The following is an 18,472-nucleotide window of genomic DNA, read 5'->3' as shown; positions in this document are numbered from 1 at the left end:
TGCCTGCGTGTGTGTCGGGCATGCCACTGGAGATAGGTGCCCTAACTTGAAACTACGTGCAGTCACCGGTCGTAGGTACCGCCGCGTGCTGGCCACGATTGCTGCCACAGCACTAGCGTTCACCGGACTGGTGAGCGGTGTTGTGGCCGCGGCATCAGCTGCCGAATCCTGCGGTCCGGGCAGCAACCCAATCTCCTGTGAAAACTCCAAGCCAGGCACGGATCCGCAAATTTGGGACATCAACGGGGCGGGAGATGCTTCCATTCAAGGCTTCTCCACCGACATCAGCGTCAATGTTGGCCAGAGCGTTGGCTTCAAGATCAAGACCAATGCAACGGCCTACTCCATAGACATCTACCGCACCGGATTCTACGGTGGGCTCGGCGCCCGAAAGATTGACTCGATTCTCCCCTCTGCGCCGCTTCCGCAGACTCAGCCACAGTGTCTGAGCGACGTAAGCACCCAGCTCTATGACTGTGGCACGTGGGGCCTGTCCGCAACTTGGAACGTCCCCAGCACGGCAGTCTCCGGGGTCTATGTGGCGCTGCTGACCCGCAAAGACAATGGCGGCAAGAGCCACATAGTTTTTGTGGTGCGCAATGATGCCAGCCATGCCGACGTTGTTTTTCAGACCTCAGACCCCACCTGGCAGGCCTACAACACCTACGGAGGCGCGGACTTTTACCAGGGCGCCGGCGTAGGGCGGGCTTTCAAAATCAGCTACAACCGGCCCGTAGTGACCCGGGGTGACGGCGATGGACGTGACTTCTACTTCGCCAGCGAATATGCCATGGTGCGCTATTTAGAACAAAACGGCTATGACGTCGCCTACCAATCCGGTGTGGACACTGACAGGTACGGCGGACTCCTGAACAACCACAAAGTGTTCTTGTCGGTAGGCCATGACGAATACTGGTCAGGCGCCCAGCGCAGCAACATTGAAGCGGCCGCCAACGCCGGGCTCAATCTTCAATTCCTCTCCGGCAATGATGACTATTGGCGCACGCGCTACGAGCCTTCCACCACGGACAACACCAACTACCGCACTATCACCTCCTATAAGGAGACGTGGTCCAACAGCAAAATCGATCCGAGCAATCAGTGGACTGGAACGTGGCGTGACCCCCGCTTTGCTTCGCCCGCGAATGGCGGAGGCATCCCAGAAAATGCGCTCAGCGGCACCATTTACATGTCCAACTACACAGACCTTCCCGTCACAGTCTCCGCAGCCGAAGGCAAGACCCGCTTGTGGCGCAACACCTCATTGCCCAAACTAGCCGCCGGCACCCAGGCCGCACTGGCTCCCCACACAGTGGGTTATGAATCCAATGAGGACATTGACAATGGCTTCCGCCCCCCAGGATTGATCCGCCTGTCCACGACTGTGGGGCCAACACCCCAATACCTCATGGACTACGGCAATCTTGTGCGGCCCGGAACCACCACACACAACATCACCTTGTACAAAAACTCTGCCGGGGCGCTGATCTTCTCCGCGGGATCCATTCAGTGGTCGTGGGGTTTGGATGCAACGCACGACGGCGTCGGGGCACCTGCCGATGTCCGGATGCGTCAGGCACAACTAAACTTGTTGGCCGATATGGGCGCGCAGCCGGCAACACGAGACCCCGCCCTGATCGCCGCCAGCAAGAGCACCGATACAACACCGGCCGTTGCCGTAATCACTTCTCCGGCCAACGGCACCGCCGTCGCCAACGGTGCCCAGGTCACCGTCACCGGAACCGCCAGCGATACCGGCGGGGTGGTGGCCGGCGTCGAACTTTCATCCGACGGCGGAATCAGCTGGCACCCGGCAACGGGAACCACCACCTGGAGCTACAGCTACATCCAACACGGAGTAGGCACGGTGGCACTGCTCGCACGGGCCATCGATGACAGTGCTAACTATCCAAGCACACCCACTCAGATCGACCTCCAGGTGGGCGGCCCCTATAGCGCTCTCGGCCAAACGGTCCCCGCCACTGTGGATTCCGGGGACAACGGTTCACTCATGTTGGGGTTGCGCTTGACGCCCAACCAGAACGGCTTCATCTCCGGCGTCCGCTTCTATAAGAGCGCAGCCAACACGGGAACACACACCGGTTATCTTTGGAGTAGCTCAGGGGCCCAGTTGGCCACGGCCACCTTCACCGCTGAAAGTGGCAGTGGCTGGCAAACCGCCAGCTTCGTGTCACCGGTCCAGGTATTTGCCGGGCAAAGCTACGTTGTCTCCTACCTCGCCCCGAAGGGCCGCTACTCGTACCAGAGCGGTTTCTGGGACTATAGAGGAACCACGACAGCACCCCTCAGCATTGCGGGTGGCTTCGGCTCACCGGCTGCGGGGGTGTACAACACCTCCGGACAATTCCCCACAGACAGCTACGCCGGGAGCAACTACTTTGTGGACGCCGTCTTTGAAAGCACCGACAGCTCTCCCCTTTCAGTCACCGCACAGCAACCCGCCAATGGCGCATCCAGCGTGCCCGTCAACACGCCGGTCAGTGCGGTGCTGTCCAAGGATGTCAGCGCAGCCTCGGTAAACATGTCGCTGAAAAACTCGGCCGGAGCCAGCATTGCTGGAACCACGGACTACAACCCTGCCACGCGTATGGCCTCGTTCATCCCGGCCACCGCACTGGCACAAAACACCAGTTACACAGCTACCATCTCAGCCAGCAGCAATGGCATGCCCGTATCAGTGGGACAGGAGTGGCAGTTCAAAACGGTGCTCCCGGATACTACGGTCGGCAACTGCCCCTGCAGCATGTATCAAGACAGCAGCATACCCGCCGTGCTCGCCATTGCCGATGGCGTTCCCTTGGCGCTGGGTGTGAAGTTCAGCCCCACAGCCAAGGGAACCATCGATGGGATTAAGTTCTATAAGGGCCCAGGTAACACCGGCACACACACAGGAACCCTATACGCCAGTGACGGTGCCGTGTTGGCCACCGTCACGTTTACTGCCGAAAGCACTACCGGCTGGCAAAGCGCGACCTTTTCCTCTCCCGTTCCCGTCACGGCCGGAACCGAATACATTGCCGCCTACACCAACCCTGCAGGCACCTATTCGGTGAGTCCGGGAGCGTACGCCGACGATGTCAACAGTGGCCCCTTCCATGTCCCCGCTGGGCAGGGGCGGTTCTCCTACACCTCTGATTTCCCCACCAACAGCTCCTCTAGCAGCTACCTTGTCGACGTGGTGTTCAACCCAGTATTTACTGCACTGAGCGCTGGAAGCCAGCAGCCCCTTGCCGGGGCGGGAAGCGTGCCCGTTGATACAACAGTCAGCACCGTATTTTCAAAACCTGTCACCGCGAACACCGTCTCCATCACACTCAAAAATGCCACCGGAGTGAGCATCCCCGGAACCACCAGCTACGATCCAGGAACACGCCGGGCCACGTTCACGCCGTCCGCCGCGCTGTCCAATGCCACAAGCTATACAGCAACTGTCAGCGCCACGGCCACCACGGGTGAGAATGTCGCGCAGGGCGCCTCTTGGACTTTCACCACGGCTAACGCTGACACGAAAGAAGGCTCGTGCCCCTGCAGCCTGTACCAGGACAGCGCCACACCCGCCGTGCTCTCCATCGCCGATGGAACTCCCCTGTCATTGGGCGTAACCATCAGGACCAGCACCAAAGGCAATATCACCGCCATCAAGTTCTACAAAGGCCCTGGCAACAGCGGAACTCATCAGGGTACGCTGTACTCACTCGCCGGTGCAGTACTTGGCAGCGGCACCTTCTCTAATGAAAGTTCTGCCGGGTGGCAGACCCTGACCCTAGCCAGCCCCGTCCCCGTCTCAGCAGGAACAGAGTACATTGCTGCCTACACGAACCCGGTGGGCACCTATTCCGCCAACCCAGGCGGATACGGCAGCGACGTCACCGTGGGGCCCCTCCACGTCTCTGCAGGGCAGGGGCGGTACTCCTACACCTCCGATTTCCCAGGCAATACTTCCTCCAGCAGTTACTTGGTTGATGTGATCTTCGAGCCCACAGCAGCCATTCCGCCGTTGACCTTATTAGCGACAGTGCCCGTGTCTGGGGCACTGGAGCAGCCCGTCACTTCGCCCCTTTCAGCCACGTTCTCCAGCGCCCCAGCAGCCGGTTACAGCATGAATGTGCTGGCCGGGACAACGGCCATAGCAGGCACTGTGACAGCCAGTAACTCCGGCAAGACTCTGAACTTCACCCCGGCTGCCCCTCTGCCACCGGACTCCACCGTCACGGTCTCTTTGGATAACCTTGTTTCGGCTCAGGGGGCGACGCTGGCCGCAACTAGTTGGTCATTCAGGACAGCGGCCCCGAACAGCACCAGCACCAGCCTTTTCGGAACCTTGACACCGGATGTTCTGTCCAATACTGATGACACGTCGGCCATTGAACTGGGCATTAGCTTAACCCCCTCAACAGCAGGTTCTGTTACTGCCATCCGCTTCTTCAAGGGAATCGGCAATAATGGAGCCCACACGGGGTCCCTTTGGGATTCGGCTGGAAACCGGCTGGCCACGGCTAACTTCACCAATGAGACAACTTCGGGATGGCAAACGGCTATTCTTGCCACTCCTGTGCCCCTGACGGCAGGAAGCAGCTACACGGTCTCCTACTACGCCCCCAGCGGCGCCTATTCGTCAACCGGTGCGTTCTTCGCCACTGCTTTTACCCAGGGCCCACTGAGCGTGAGTGCTGGCGTCAACGGCTTGTACTTGTACGGCGCCGGAGGCCGGATGCCGGTGAATTCCTGGAACGCTACAAATTACTTCGTTGACGTGGTGTTCAGCGTCCAGCACTGATTATCGGAGTACCGACGGTGACCAGGCATGCTCAATCAAAAGTTCCGGCACGGCACCTGATTCGATCCGTACCGACCAAACGTCTTCATCCCCTGCAGTCCCTTCGCGCGGCAGCCCGTACAGGAGCGTTGAACCATCGAGCCATTCCGCTTGGTCATCTATGCTGCGCGGCTGGGCCAGAAGGGTTTCGGTGTTGCTGTCTAAATCCAGCACGGCCAAGTTCCAAAATGGTGTGGGCCCAGGCTTAAGGTTCTTTTTGAACGCGATCTTTGTCCCATCAGGAGAAAGTGAGGGGCACTCAGCATTTTCTCGCAATGACGTCAGGGTCCGCTTTGCAAGGTCACCCTGTACCAGCCATGTCTTCTGGCCCGAGGCAGCGGTGGCATAAAAGGTGTTTTGATCTTTGGTAAAGGTGACACCCCACACATTCCTGTCGACAGGGGCAATACGCGCCCCGTCGACGATCAAGGGGAAGTCCTCCAGGTTGCCATAATCTCCCCCTGCCGTTTTGGCAATGACAGTGGCAGTGGAAAAACTTGCCGGCGCATAGGCATGGCCGGTGATAAAAACAGTTGTAGCGAAGAGTTTCCCATCTGGCGAGACCCGCACCCGGCTGGGATTTCCCGGCAACGGATAGTCCTGTTGTTCACGCCACTGCGAATCGTATCTAGCGGCCTCGAAGGTTGTCACGATACCGGCGTTGGTCCGCAGGCACATTTGAGTTCCTGCAGCCGCATAAACCCTGTCACAGGCCGCCTCGGTGATGGTCCGGGGACCCGCAGGCTCTTCGAGGGAAACCATGGCGACATGCCCATATCCGGAGCCTACTGCGGTGTTTCGGAAAATGATGCGCGGGCCGCTGGGCCAGGCCGCATCTGTTGAAAGAGCCACGCCTGAGGCTCTCTGCTGACGAAGCTGGTACTGATTGTAGGACCACAAAGCGTAGATGACAGCAGCCCCTAACACCACTACGGTGATGGCCGCCAACCACGCCATACGGGTCCGCGCACTCATGCGGCATCCACGGTTGTGGGTCCGCTTTGCGCGACCTCCATCAGTCCACGGGCAAGGACGACGGAGGCCGCCAAGGCACCTGCCAGCGCCAGGGCAGCAACGATGATGGCGTGTTCACGACCAAGCATGAACCACAAGGTGCCGAACCCCACGGAGGCGAAGAAACGGGAGGCCGCAACGACGGTCTGTGCCGCCGCAATGCCGCTGGCCTTACTGGCTTCAGGAGAGAACTGTCCAGCCATGGCGGCCAGAACACCATCAGTTGCGGCGTAGAACACGCCGAGCAGCAAAAGGGCGCCAATGGTGAACAGGGCTCCCGTGGCGGGCAGTGCAGCACATAGATAGGCGGCGAGCAAAGCTCCGTGTCCTGCGACAAAAATCCTCATGCGTCCCCAGCGGTCGGCCACCCTGCCCAGCGGAACTGCGAGCATCAGGTAAGCGACGTTGGTGCCAACATATAGCAGGGGAAACCATGTGGCGGCAAAGGCGGCCCGGCTTTGCAACACCAGGTAGATGAAGCCATCGCCGATCGTCACGAGCCCCAGCATCCCTGCCAGCAGGAGCAGCCTGCGCATCTTGGGATTGTTCAGCTCACGCCAGGCGGAGGGCGTACGCGGCACAGCCCGTGCAGCGGTCTTTTCCACCGAGTACTTCTCCAGCACTCGTTGCCTTCGGCCTGGGACAAGGAGTCCCAGCACCGCCAAGCCGAGCACACCGAATGCCAAGGAAACGACAAAGATCGTGTGATAGCCGTTGGGGATCAGCAACAGGACACTAAACGCCAGTAATGGCCCGATGGTGGCGCCGACTGTATCCAGCATTCGGTGCACGCCGAAGGACCTGGCTAGGTGGTCCGGCTGCGCCACCTCTGTGATCATGGCATCCCTGGGTGCGGTGCGAATGCCCTTGCCGATTCGGTCCACCGCAATGACTGCGCTAATGGCACCGAAGCCTGTCGCGAACAGCAGCCAACCCCGGGTGACGGCTGAAAGGCCGTAGCCGAGAACGGCGATTGCCTTGTGCCGGTCCCCGTGATCTGCTGTCCACCCGGCACCAATCCGGACGATGGCCGAAATGCCTTGGTGAATGCCATCCAGAAATCCGTAGGCCACCATGGATAGTCCTAGAACACCTGTGATGTACAGCGGGAGTACGGCGGCGACCGACTCGGAGGATATGTCGGTGAGCATGCTCACGATGCCAAGTGAAATGATCACGGGGGAAATCTTGAAGGGCGTCGTGCAGCGCACCGCTTGTTCGGCTTTACTGCCTTTGCGGTCGGAGAAGGACAGGTACATGTGTAGACGGCCTATTTCCCGGCGTGCAGCACGCCGTAAACAATGTAGGAGGCGCCACCCTTGATGGAGGCGACGGTCACCGTGACTTTGTCAGCGCCACGGGTAAACCATGTTGCCGTTGAACCGACCGAAGCCGGCGCCTCTGCACTGCCAAAGCCCAGCGAGGCAAAGTGGGCCTGGTACAAGGCCTTGACCGCCAACGGCTCACGGGTTGTGTTTGCGACCAAACTGGTTTGCAAGATGGCTCCCTGGGGACTGACAGAGCTGCTAACAATCTTCGATCCCTCGAGTGCCGGGAGTGATAGGTCCGGATACCCTGCCACTAGTTTCCCAGCCGCATCCGCTGACTGTGGCAACGGCGCCGAGACCAGAGGCAGCTGCGGCTGTGAGCTGGGAAGAACCAGCTGGGTTGCAGTGGGTGCCGGCGCATTGACTTCCAATGGCCTGCCAGGATTGGCTGTCACTTCCGGCCCACCTCCCTCAACCGGAGCTGTGGTCTGCGCCTGCGGGCTGGCACTTGCCGCTGTCGCACGCAAAGCGGATTGATCCTGGCTTGTTGGGCTTGCCGCTGACGGACCCTGCGCTGTGTGGGGCGCGGCGGTGGATCGTTGCGCCTGATCCCCAGCGACACTTCCCGGCAGCAGATTCAAGGTAATGGCGACGGCCAATACCAATACAGCCATTCCCAGCCCCAGAAAGACCAGGCTTCGTGGTTTCATTGTCTTCACCCTCCCAGTCTTTCGGGCCACCCTATGGATAGCCCAGGCCACAAACTAAACGCCCACATCCATGTTGAACTCCACTGCCTTTCCGTGCCAGCTTATAGCGGTCAACACTTCCGGTGAAGATCCCGTCTACAACGAAATGGCACCGGAAACGACTGCGTCCGCAAGAGCATCACCCCAAACGCAGGCTTGAGGTGTGTGCATTTGGCTCCTTGTTCATAGTTGGTATGCCGACGAGACATTGACTTGGTAGGCAACTCATGACATACATCGTCACAAAAACAGCCGGGCACCAACAGCATCGAGGTGGGTTTCAGGCCAGACAGGGATGGCAGGATCGTGGTTCTGCACGACCCAAACCACAAGCACGTTATCGGGAACCACCTTGCCACCAACGACATGGAGCCCGCCCACCCAGCACTTGTGGACCTCGATGCATACCGGAACCGGCCTGACGGCGATTCTGCGCGACGTTATGACCGTTTTCCTGTTGGCCTTCCGGCGGCGCGGTGGCACTTGTGACGGAGACATCTTCAACAAAAGCAGGTGCCCGGCGAAGAATCGCCGGACACCTGCCTTGGCCCTATCCATTTGCCCCTATTTCAGGGAGCCATCCGTGGGCTGGACAGCCTGTGACCCTATCCGTGCAGTCCTGCGCGTCGACGGTTGCCCATGATAATTCCGGCACCCGCGAGACCCATGATCAGTGCAGCACCCCAGAGAGCGGAGGTGGCTGCACCTGTCTCTGGCAGGTCCCGGGCTGTGTCACCGGCCTTCAGAACAGTGAACTGGCCTACCAGCGTCCTGTTGGAGGATTCGCCTGTGAGCACGATCGTGTGTTCACCAATTTCAAAGTTCGCCGGAACGATCCAGCCAATTGAAACAGCGCCCTGGGCATCGGCAACGGCGCTGCCCAGGCTGATCGGCTGGCTGTGGACGGTTCCTGAAACATTTTCTCCAGGCAGGAAGCCTGTGCCCTTGAACGTGATGGCGTTGCCCACGTAAACGTTCTCCGGGACGATTTCCCCCGGTGCCGCGGTGGTGGTGGTTGCGTTGACCGGAGCCGTCGTCGCAGGCGCCGTCGTCGCAGGCGCCGTCGTGACAGGCGCAGTCGTGGCCGGAGCCGACGTCGCAGGCGCCGTCGTGGCCGGAGCCGACGTGGCAGGAGCCGACGTGGCAGGAGCCGTCGTCACAGGCGCAGTCGCGGCCGGAGCCGACGTCGCAGGGGCAGTCGTGGCCGGAGCCGACGTGGCCGGAGCCGACGTCGCAGGGGCAGTCGTGGCCGGAGCCGACGTGGCCGGAGCAGTCGTCGCCGGAGCCGTCGTCGCCGGTACGGTCGGTTCTACCGGAAGCACTCCACAGTCGAGTTTGGCATCGGCCCAGTCGGCCCACGCATGCCAGGAAGCGGTGTTGGCGGTGCCCACCAAGTTGTTGCGCAATTCGATGACACTTGCACCCTTCACGTCAACGTCGAGGGTGGTTGGCGCATCGACGCCCTGGGCAAAGGACTTGTTGTACACCTGCACGCCGTCGGCATAGACCTCAAAGGTGCTGCGCGGGGTGACCTTGTCCTTGGCTGCGCGCGGGATAACATCGTCGTCAATGCCAATTACGGCACGGAACTTGGTGCACTGTCCACCAACGTTGAATTTCACTGTTGCCGGGGTGTTGGCACCGAGACCCTTGGGGTAGGTGACTCCGCCGAGCTTGATGGCCGGGCCGTCCCCTGCCGCCTGGTCACCGACGGCCTTGTCGCGTTCCAGCGGTCCCCAGCCGTTGGTGGAACTGATCCAAGCAAGGTCCGAAACGTAGACGCTATCAGGGAGCGGGACGGTGACGCTTACAGTACCGGGGTAGTCCTGCCCATTCGCATTCAGGGTTACCGGGATGCTGTAGCTACCCGCAGCGCTCGCTGCTGCCGTCACGTTGATCTGAACGGAGGAGGTTCCCCCGGCAGGCACTGTGGGAACTGAAATGGCTGTGGTGGGAAGGCTCAGGCCAGCCACCGCCTTGAACGTAAGAGTGGCACCGGTCAGGGCCGAAGCGCCGTCGTTCTTGACGGTCACGCTCATGCTGGCGGTCTTTCCTGCATCCACTCTCACGCGGCCGTTGATCTGCGGCACGGAAGGAATGCCTACTGCAGTGCCCGGTGTGAGACGTAGCATGGCGGTCCCATGGCGCGGCACGGTGGCCGAGAAGACACTGGAGGTGTTCAGCACATCCTTGCCCTCCCACAGCGAACGGACAGTGTAGGCGCCCGCACCCTTGATCTCGTCAATGCTCGAGGTGACTACCTGCTCGGTTTCGTTCGTATTGAACAGCGCCACGGCAATGGCTCCGCCGGCGAGTTGTTTGCTCCAGACCTGGATGCCCTGGTCCTTGCGCACCCGCACTGCCTGCTTGCCCAGTGGATCCTGGTCGACGGCAATAACTCCGGCGTTGGTGACGGTTTTCAACGTTTCCGGACTCAGTCTTGTCAGGTCGGTTCCGGCGAAAAGCGGTGCTGCAAGCATCGACCACATGCCGAAGTGGCTGCGGTTTTCGGCGTCGGTGAGATTGCCGTTGCCCACCTGCAACATGTCTGGATCGTTCCAGCCACCGGGCCCTGCGTATTGTGCCAGGCTCGCTTGGCTGTCAATGATGCCGCTGATGGAGCCCCAGTTGGGGGCAATGTCATGGGTGGTGCGCCACAGGTTGGCAACATCCTTGCCCCAGGTCCAGGGCTGGGTGACGCCATACTCGGAGATGCCATAGACGATGTCTCGCCCGGTTTTCTTGAGCGCGTCGCGCATTTTGCCAAACGCCGCCGGGCGGGTCAGCTTATCTGTTTCGTCGGCGCGACACCAGTCGTACTTGAGGTAGTCAACTCCCCATGTGGCAAAGGTGTCCGCGTCCTGCTGCTCATGGTTCAAACTACCCAAGCCATAAATCGGGTAGTTGTCCCAAAAGTTCGCACAAGTCTCGGAACCGGGCACTCCGTAGATGCCGAACTTCAGGCCCTTGGAGTGGATGTAGTCTCCGATGGCCTTCATGCCGCTGGGAAAGCGCTCCGGGTTGGAGAAAAGCACACCGTCAGCACCGCGCCCACCCTGCCAGCAGTCGTCAATGACAACATACTTGTAGCCTGATGCGCCCATGCCATTGCTGGCCATGGCATCAGCAGTTGCCTTGACCATGGTTTCGTTGAGCCCGTAGCAACGGACCTGGTTCCAGCTGTTCCAACCCATGGGTGGGGTCAATGCCAAATCATTGTCCAATGCCTGTGCAGGCTGAACCGGGGCCAGTGCCATGCCCCCCACAATGGCAATGCCCATCACTGTCGCAGCACCAGCCTGCCAGCGCCGGGAACGGAACAGGCGCGAACCAAAATTCCTGAATTTCAACGAAAACTTCCTTCCAAAACGGCCGGCCACGGTTGTGACATGAATAACATCATGATATGCATATCATGGCTGCCATGCGCATTGTTACAGGCAGGATGAAGAAATTTTTTCGCAGATGCTGCCCCGACTCACCCAACGATTCGCGGCAGGTTAGCACAGCCCAACCCTCAGGCAGCGAAACGGCGCGCACCCACGATGGCGGGCGCGGCATCAGTACCCTTACATCCGGGCGTTGCGCGGCTTCGGCTGGCACACAGGGCAACTGTACGATGACCGGTTCATGAACGTATCACGACGAATCCTAGTAGTCAGCCCCAGCGAAGCGCAGCGGTAACAGGGCTCGCCCTGCCTGCCGTAGGCGTTCAGCGACCGGGCGAAGTAGCCCGATGCTCCGTTGACATTCACGTACAGGGAGTCAAAACTCGTGCCACCCGCTGCCAGTGCCCGGGTCATGACCTCACGGGCGGCGTGGATGATGCGTTCGGTGTCCGGACGCCGAAGGGTGTCGGTGGGGCGGGCGTAGTGCATTTTTGCGGCCCAAAGGGCCTCGTCGGCGTAGATGTTACCGATTCCTGATACCAGGCCCTGGTCAAGGATTGCACGCTTCAGCCCGGTTTTGCGGGCCCGGAGTTTCTGGTGGAGCGCCTCAAAGTCGAAATGTCTGTCAAGCGGGTCGCGGCCAATGTGGGCGGCCTCGTCGGGAATCAGTGCCAAGTCCGAAGCGCCGCAGCCACCGGGAAGCCCGTCGGCCGTGGGGACCAGGGAGGTGACAAACAGCCCGCCGAAGATCCGCTGGTCTACAAAGCGCAATTCCTCGGGCGCGTCTGAACGCGGAGAGAATGACAGACGGACCTTGAGGTGTTTTTCGTGGGGCTGGTCCGGGGATTCAACCAGGAGCTGTCCGCTCATGCCAAGATGCGCCACAAGGGCCGTATGCGCAGGCGCCGAGGAAAAAGGTTCATCCGAGAGCGGCATCCACAGGAATTTGCCACGGCGCACCACATCAAGCACGGTGGTGCCGATCAAGTTGCCACGGAAGTCCTCCACGCCCATGGCATGGCGTCGGATGGAGCGGGGATCTGGCACTGAAACGCCGGTAATGCTTCGTCCGGCAATCAAGCGCTCAAGTCCGCGCCGAACGACCTCAACCTCGGGCAGCTCAGGCATTATTTTCCGGCGGGTGCAGAATCCGCGGCGGAGGCACCGGCGTCGTACTTGCCTGTGGGATCCTGGCCAAACTTCTGCTGCATCACGATCCAGCCGGCAGCTGCGGCGGTGCGCTCGGCCTCCTTCTTGGAGGGGCCGATGCCGTCGCCGTAGTGGCGGCCGCCGATGAGCAGGCGGGCCTCGAAGGAGCGGTCGTGGTCCGGCCCGGTGCCGGTGATGTCGTAGACGATGGCGCCGAGGTGGCGGGCTGCGGCGATTTCCTGGATGTTTGTTTTCCAGTCAGTGCCAGCACCGAGAACCGCGGAATCAGCCAGCAGCGGCCCGACGAGGCGCATGACAAGCTCGCGGGCGGTTTCAATGCCGTGGGTGAGGTAGGTTGCACCGATCAGGGCTTCCATGGTGTCAGCCAGGATGGAGGATTTGTTGCGGCCCTTGGTGAGCCGTTCGCCCTGGCCGAGGTAAATGAACTCTCCTACGCCCAAGCTGCGGGCAATGCCGGCCAGGGCGCGGGTGGAGACGACGGCGGAGCGACGCTTGGCCAGATCGCCCTCGGGAAGGTCGGGGTTGTCGCGGTAGAGCGCGTCAGTGACGGAGAAGCCCAGGATGGAGTCGCCGAGGAACTCGAGGCGCTCATTCGTGGGGATGCCGCCGTTTTCATAGGCGTAGGACCTATGTGTGAGGGCAAGACGAAGCGTCCCGGCATCAATATCGACACCGAGACGCTTCAAAAGCAGTTTGTGTCCGTCCGTGAGCTTCGGTGATGGAAGTTCTGCGGACATGGCGCTCCTGCATTAAGTATTTACTAAATCGAACGGCCGGATGGCCGCACGGACGTCTTAGACGTCGGCGACCTTACGGCCCTTGTATTCAAGGAACAGTGCGGTGCCGGCTGAGTCGGTAACGACCTTGGCCTGGTGCGGGAGGCTGTAAACAACCTCGCCGTTTTCGATGGTCTTGACCAGAGCAGGCGCGGTGGCCTTCCACTGGGAACGGCGTGCGCGCGTATTGGCACGGGACATCTTCCGCTTGGGAACAGCCACGGCAAACTCTTTTCTCTCGATAACTCACAGGCATCTGCCCATGAGTAAAAACTTATTTGCTAGTTTTCTTCGCCGGTTAAGCCCTGTAGGGCAGCCCACCGAGAATCTAGGATCTCGTGATGGTGCCCCGGCTCATCTGCAAGGTGTATTCCGCATTCGGAACACAGACCCTCGCAGTCTTCCCGGCACACCGGCTGGAACGGCAGGGCGGTTACCACTGCGTCCCGCAACACCGGTTCAAGATCGATAGAATCGTGCTCGACCCAACGTTGCTCATCTTCCTCTTCTGCAAGGATCTCCGCGGACGGTTCCTCGTAGAAGAAAAGTTCTTGCACATCGACTTCAAGTTCATCCTCGAAGGTCTCGAGGCAGCGGGAGCAGTCACCTGTCACTTCGACAAGGACGTTGCCCGATACCAGAATTCCTTCATGGACGGCCTCAAATCGGAGTTCCAGATCCAAAACGGATCCGGGCTTCACGCCGATGAGCGGGGTGCCAAAATCATCCGGCACAGGTATTTGTTCAATGAACTTCCACATACTGCCCGGGCTTCGCCCAAGCTCCCTAACACCAATGGTGAGGGGCGTGCCATGGCTGGGCTTTTTACCCAACGTGGTTTCGCTAATGAGAACTCCTGTAAGAACATATGACCGACGCACCATCTTAGCCCGAAATTTCACGGGCATCAAAACGAGCGGTACCAGACCAAATTGGCCTTATCTAGTCTACGACAGACACAGGCTTAACGGCGACCCCTCCGGCCCGCGTGGCGCGTGATGTAACTCTCAGCCCCTTGTTGTGATGTCCGACGGCGACAGGAGTCACTAAGCCTCTGGCCGGCCATGAGTGTCATTCCCTTGGTGCTTTCACCACCGCCAATGGGACGCGCACACCGGGGCAACAACAGTTGTTCCGGCCGTAGGGATCCGCATCTTCCCGGACTATGTCGGCAATAAAAGCATGGTAGGCCTCCTACTACGCTTCGCTGGATGGTAACCAGGCCCTGGCTCCCCACAGCGGGGCCGAGAGGTTCACGGCTGTCGGAAACCACCTGGCCCTGAACTCATCCGAGAATTTATGCGCAATGTTCACTCGTGAATCCCACGCATAACCGCATATGCGCACGATTCGCCCCCCAACGCCGCGCCTAAGCTCCGGAAGCCCGTGGGGTACTACCTCTGGGTTTACCGTCGCGGGGGGATTATGGTGACGGGCCTGGTGTCCGGCCCGACGTCGCCCTGCAGGCGGCGCAACACTGCGCGGGGGACGAAGTCGGCGATGTCCCCGCCCAGGGTGTGGACTTCCTTGATCAGGGTTGATGAAAGGTGCAGGTAGCGGCTGTCGCCCGGCAGGAACACCGTCTCCACGCCTGAAAGCTGGCGGTTCATGGTGGCCATGGGCAGTTCGTAGTCGAAGTCGGAGGAGGAACGCAGGCCCTTCACAATGGCCTGGGCGCCGCGGTCATGGCAGTACTCGGACAGCAGGCCATCACCCATGGGCTCCACGACAATGCCCGACAAGGCCGAAAACGTTGTCCGCACCATGTCAAGCCGGTCATTGAGGCTGAAGCGGTACTTCTTGGCGTAGTTCGTGGACACCGCAACAATGACTTCATCGAAAAGGCTCGCGGCACGGGCAATCACCTCAATATGGCCCTTGTGGATGGGGTCAAATGATCCGGGGCATACAGCACGTCGCATACCGTCGAATGTAGCCGACTTTCACGCGAAGATGCGACTGTTTTGGCACATGTCAGCCATATTGCGCAGCCTACCGCCGGGTAACCCCGCGAGGCACTTTCAAGCCGCGCAGCACCGGCACCTTGCGCCGGGAACGCGGCAGACCAGGAAGGCCCCCTCAATTCGGTGCCCGGGATCCTGACGGCCGGACTCCTCCTTGCGGTGATCCTTGGCGGTTACCTGCTCCGGCGTTCGATCCCGACGAGGAGGATCTCGCCCGGGCCGGCGGGGTGTCACGGCAGTCGATCATCGCCATTGAAAACGGCCGGTCCAACCCGACGCCTAAGCTGGCAAAATGAACCCGCAACGGAGCCGGATTCGTGGTGTACTGACGGGTAACACCACCGGCGAGAGGGACATCATGACAACCGCACCGTTCACCCTGACAGGTAAAACCGTCCTCATCACGGGCGCCGGCATGGGCATGGGCCGCCTCTACGCCCTGCGCGCCGCCCGCGAAGGCGCCGCCACGATCGTCCTGTGGGACGTCAACCCCGATGCCATGCGCGACGTCGGCCGTGAAGTCGGCGCCCTCGGCGCCAGGGCCGTGGAACAGCAGGTTGACGTCTCGGAACTTGCCTCCATCCAGGCCGCCGCCCAAACACTGCGGGAAGTCAACGGCATCGAATCCCCCGACCTGCTTGTCAACAACGCAGGAATCGTCAGGGACGGCCCCTTCTGGGAACACGATTCCGAAAAGCACACCCGTGCCGTCATGAATATCAACGCCCTCGCGCCCATGTTCGTCACGGCCGAGTTCCTCCCCTCCATGATGCGCAAGGGCGCCGACCAGCGGATCCTGAACATCGCCTCGGCGGCAGGAACTCTGGCCAATCCGAACATGAGCGTCTACGCGGCCTCGAAGTGGGCCGTCATCGGCTGGAGCGATTCCCTGCGCCTTGAGTTGGAGCGCAGTGGGTCAGCCGTCAAAGTCAGCACCTTCTGCCCCAGCTACATCAGCACCGGCATGTTCGCGGGAGCCACGGGCCCGCTGCTGACGCCGATCATGAGTCCGGAAACCGCCGTCGACCGGGCCTGGCAGGCAATGCTCAAGGGCACCCCCATCAGGCTCACCCCGTGGACGGCGAAACTCGCCATGGCCCTGCGCGGCGTGCTGCCCACTAGGGCTTGGGACGCCGTGGCCGGTAACGTGTTCAAGGTCTACAACAGCATGGACCACTTCACCGGCCGCCAGGGCCAGGCACTTCCACACACCCCGGCAGCCGCCTCCACCCACGGTCCAGGGGCAACGAAGGAGCAGCAATGACCCACCCGTGGCAACGCACAGCGCAGGGCGCGAACCTGTTGGGTCCTGACGGCTCCCTCGGCGTGACAATCTTCGAGGAGATCACCACCCTGGCCAACCGGCACGGGGCCATCAACCTCGGCCAGGGCTTCCCCGACGAGGACGGCCCTGGAGAACTGAGCCGCCTTGCACAGGAGGCCATCGCCGTCGGCAAAAACCAGTACGCGCCGGGGAAGGGCATCTTTGACCTGCGCCAGGCCGTCTCCGAGCACCAGGAGCGCTTCTACGGGCTGACCCCGGACCCCGAAACAGAGGTCATCATCACCACGGGCGCCACCGAGGCCATCGCGGCAACCATCCTGGCCCTGACCGGTCGCGGAGACGAGGTCCTGACCTTCGAGCCGTTCTACGACTCCTACGGCGCCATGATCGCACTCAGCGGAGCAACCCACACCACCGCTCCCCTGCTGGCGCCGGACTTCATGCCGGACATGGCCGCCCTCGAGCGCGCCTTCAGCCCACGCACCAAGATGATCATCGTCAACAACCCGCACAATCCCACCGGCGCCATGTTCCCTGAGCTGGTGCTCACCGAGATCGTCCGCCTCGCCATCAAGTACGACGCCGTTATCCTCACCGATGAGGTCTACGAGCACCTCACGTTTGGTCCCCGGCACATACCCGTGGCCACGCTGCCGGGTGCAGGTGATCGCACGCTCACCATTTCCTCCGCCGGCAAGACCTTCTCCTTCACGGGATGGAAGATCGGCTGGCTGAGCGGCCCGGCCGAGCTCGTCGCCGCAGCCCGCACCGTCAAGCAGTTCCTGTCCTACTCATCCGGCACGCCCTTCCAGGGCGCCATTGCCGCAGGGCTCCGCATGGACGCAGGCTACTTCACCGACGCCGCAGCAACGCTTGCCCACAAACGGGACATCCTCGGCGAGGGGCTGCGCGCCGCCGGCTTCGAGGTCTACCTGCCCCAGGGCACGTACTTCATCAACGCCGACACGAAAAAGCTGGGCGTCACCGACGCCACTGCCCTGGCCCGCAGGCTGCCCGAACTCATTGGCGTGGCGGCCATTCCCGTCCCTGTCTTCTGCCACCCCGAAGGCGCCCGCCGCACCCGCTCCCTGCTGCGCTTTGCCTTCTGCAAGCAGGTCCCGCTCCTTGAACAGGCAGCAGAACGCCTCGCAACGCTCGCGGATAAGCTCTGATGGCGTTGTCCAGCAGGTACCTGCGCACCAGCGGCGTGCACGCGGCCATAGACGCCGATCCGTGGCACGAGAACGCGTTCGTGTTGAGCATCAACAACGCGGAGCAGTCGCACGTCAACGTCGCCGAGCCGCAGGAGGTTTTCTACGAGTACCTGCGCCGGATCGCCAACGCAATCGACCTGCTCAAGCCTGCAGGTGAACCCGTCACGGCCCTACACCTTGGCGCCGGCGCGCTGACCCTTGCCAGGTACATCCAGGCCACCCGCCCGGGGTCGGTCCAGCACGCCGTGGAACTTGAGCGCGAGCTGCTCGACTTTGTCCTTGAACAGCTGCCGCTGCCCGCGGGCACGTTGCTCAGCGGCCATGTTGGGGATGCCCGCGAGGAACTGGCAGCGCTTCCCGCGGACCTGATGTTCGACGTCGTCATTCTGGACATTTTCAGCGGACCTGACGCACCGGCCCACCTCGCCTGCGCAGACTTTTACCGCGAGGCCGCGGCGATGTTGGCGCCGGGTGGAATCCTTGCGATCAACGTCGGAGACGAGCCCGGCTTCACCCTGGTGACCAGCCAAACACGGGCGATGCAGGAGGCCGTGCCAAGCGTGGCAGCCTATGGCACGACCAGGCTGTTTACCCGCCGCTACCCCGGAAACATCATCCTGCTGGGCAGGAACAGCCCGTGGCCAGATGGCTGGGCGGAGGCGCTTGTTGCGGCCGGGCCGCACCCCGCCACGGTCCTCACCGGGGTGGAACTTGACGACCTCACGGGCTAAGGCACCGGCCCCAAACGCCCGGTTGCGTTCGGGGTGTTCAAATGGGCTCTGCCAACCACTTCCCGAGAGGGTCGA

14 protein-coding genes are annotated in these 18,472 nt (G+C 61.3%); 5 read left to right on the top strand and 9 right to left on the bottom strand.

The window, feature by feature from the left end; all coding sequences use genetic code 11:
* Positions 1-46: 46 nt before the first annotated feature.
* Complete coding sequence (locus tag AAGW05_RS02130) at positions 47-4,798, top strand: DUF4082 domain-containing protein (RefSeq protein WP_411802802.1); 4,752 nt, start codon at positions 47-49, stop codon at positions 4,796-4,798.
* On the opposite strand, the gene AAGW05_RS02125 is transcribed toward AAGW05_RS02130, so the two are convergent.
* From AAGW05_RS02125 to coaD, 9 genes are all read right to left on the bottom strand, one after another.
* Positions 4,799-5,812 carry a TolB family protein gene (locus AAGW05_RS02125; protein ID WP_411802801.1) on the bottom strand — a complete coding sequence of 338 codons (1,014 nt, stop codon included), beginning with the start codon at positions 5,810-5,812 and terminating at the stop codon, positions 4,799-4,801. It lies immediately after the preceding gene.
* A complete protein-coding gene (locus tag AAGW05_RS02120) occupies positions 5,809-7,110 on the bottom strand; it encodes an MFS transporter (RefSeq protein WP_411802800.1) in 1,302 nt (433 codons plus the stop codon). Before AAGW05_RS02120 ends, AAGW05_RS02125 begins: the two co-directional genes overlap by 4 nt.
* Positions 7,111-7,121: 11 nt before the next feature.
* Entirely contained in the window at positions 7,122-7,349 is a 228-nt protein-coding gene (locus AAGW05_RS02115) for a hypothetical protein (RefSeq protein ID WP_411802799.1), read from the bottom strand.
* 1,124 nt (positions 7,350-8,473) lie between these two features.
* On the bottom strand, positions 8,474-11,218 hold the full coding sequence (locus tag AAGW05_RS02110; RefSeq protein ID WP_411802798.1) for an NPCBM/NEW2 domain-containing protein: 2,745 nt from the start codon (positions 11,216-11,218) through the stop codon (positions 8,474-8,476).
* A gap of 219 nt (positions 11,219-11,437) precedes the next feature.
* A complete protein-coding gene (mutM, locus tag AAGW05_RS02105) occupies positions 11,438-12,385 on the bottom strand; it encodes a bifunctional DNA-formamidopyrimidine glycosylase/DNA-(apurinic or apyrimidinic site) lyase (protein ID WP_411802797.1) in 948 nt (315 codons plus the stop codon).
* Positions 12,385-13,164, bottom strand: coding sequence for a ribonuclease III (gene rnc, locus AAGW05_RS02100; protein ID WP_411802796.1), 780 nt, complete (start codon positions 13,162-13,164; stop codon positions 12,385-12,387). The genes mutM and rnc overlap by 1 nt, the downstream gene beginning before the upstream one ends.
* A gap of 57 nt (positions 13,165-13,221) precedes the next feature.
* On the bottom strand, positions 13,222-13,425 hold the full coding sequence (gene rpmF / locus AAGW05_RS02095; RefSeq protein ID WP_054011667.1) for a 50S ribosomal protein L32: 204 nt from the start codon (positions 13,423-13,425) through the stop codon (positions 13,222-13,224).
* Between the two features lie 59 nt (positions 13,426-13,484).
* Positions 13,485-13,964: a YceD family protein gene (locus tag AAGW05_RS02090; protein WP_411802795.1), complete on the bottom strand. Its 480-nt coding sequence runs from the start codon at positions 13,962-13,964 to the stop codon at positions 13,485-13,487.
* A gap of 645 nt (positions 13,965-14,609) precedes the next feature.
* Positions 14,610-15,125, bottom strand: a complete 516-nt coding sequence (gene coaD / locus AAGW05_RS02085) for a pantetheine-phosphate adenylyltransferase (RefSeq protein ID WP_411802794.1) — start codon at positions 15,123-15,125, stop codon at positions 14,610-14,612.
* Positions 15,126-15,247: 122 nt separating this feature from the next.
* On the opposite strand from coaD, the gene AAGW05_RS02080 reads away from it, so the two are divergent.
* Genes AAGW05_RS02080 through AAGW05_RS02065 form a run of 4 tightly spaced genes read left to right on the top strand, consistent with a single transcriptional unit; the run spans position 15,248 to position 18,397 of the window.
* Complete coding sequence (locus AAGW05_RS02080; RefSeq protein ID WP_411802793.1) at positions 15,248-15,463, top strand: helix-turn-helix transcriptional regulator; 216 nt, start codon at positions 15,248-15,250, stop codon at positions 15,461-15,463.
* Positions 15,460-16,431: an SDR family NAD(P)-dependent oxidoreductase gene (locus tag AAGW05_RS02075; RefSeq protein WP_411802792.1), complete on the top strand. Its 972-nt coding sequence runs from the start codon at positions 15,460-15,462 to the stop codon at positions 16,429-16,431. Before AAGW05_RS02080 ends, AAGW05_RS02075 begins: the two co-directional genes overlap by 4 nt.
* Complete coding sequence (locus AAGW05_RS02070; RefSeq protein ID WP_411802791.1) at positions 16,428-17,624, top strand: aminotransferase class I/II-fold pyridoxal phosphate-dependent enzyme; 1,197 nt, start codon at positions 16,428-16,430, stop codon at positions 17,622-17,624. The genes AAGW05_RS02075 and AAGW05_RS02070 overlap by 4 nt, the downstream gene beginning before the upstream one ends.
* Positions 17,624-18,397 carry a spermidine synthase gene (locus AAGW05_RS02065; protein WP_411802790.1) on the top strand — a complete coding sequence of 258 codons (774 nt, stop codon included), beginning with the start codon at positions 17,624-17,626 and terminating at the stop codon, positions 18,395-18,397. The genes AAGW05_RS02070 and AAGW05_RS02065 overlap by 1 nt, the downstream gene beginning before the upstream one ends.
* Positions 18,398-18,472: the final 75 nt, after the last annotated feature.

The organism is Arthrobacter sp. LAPM80, assembly GCF_046736435.1.
Lineage (GTDB): Bacteria > Actinomycetota > Actinomycetes > Actinomycetales > Micrococcaceae > Specibacter.
Note: the sequence above shows the minus strand (reverse complement) of the source record. Positions and strands in the feature narration are given on the sequence as shown.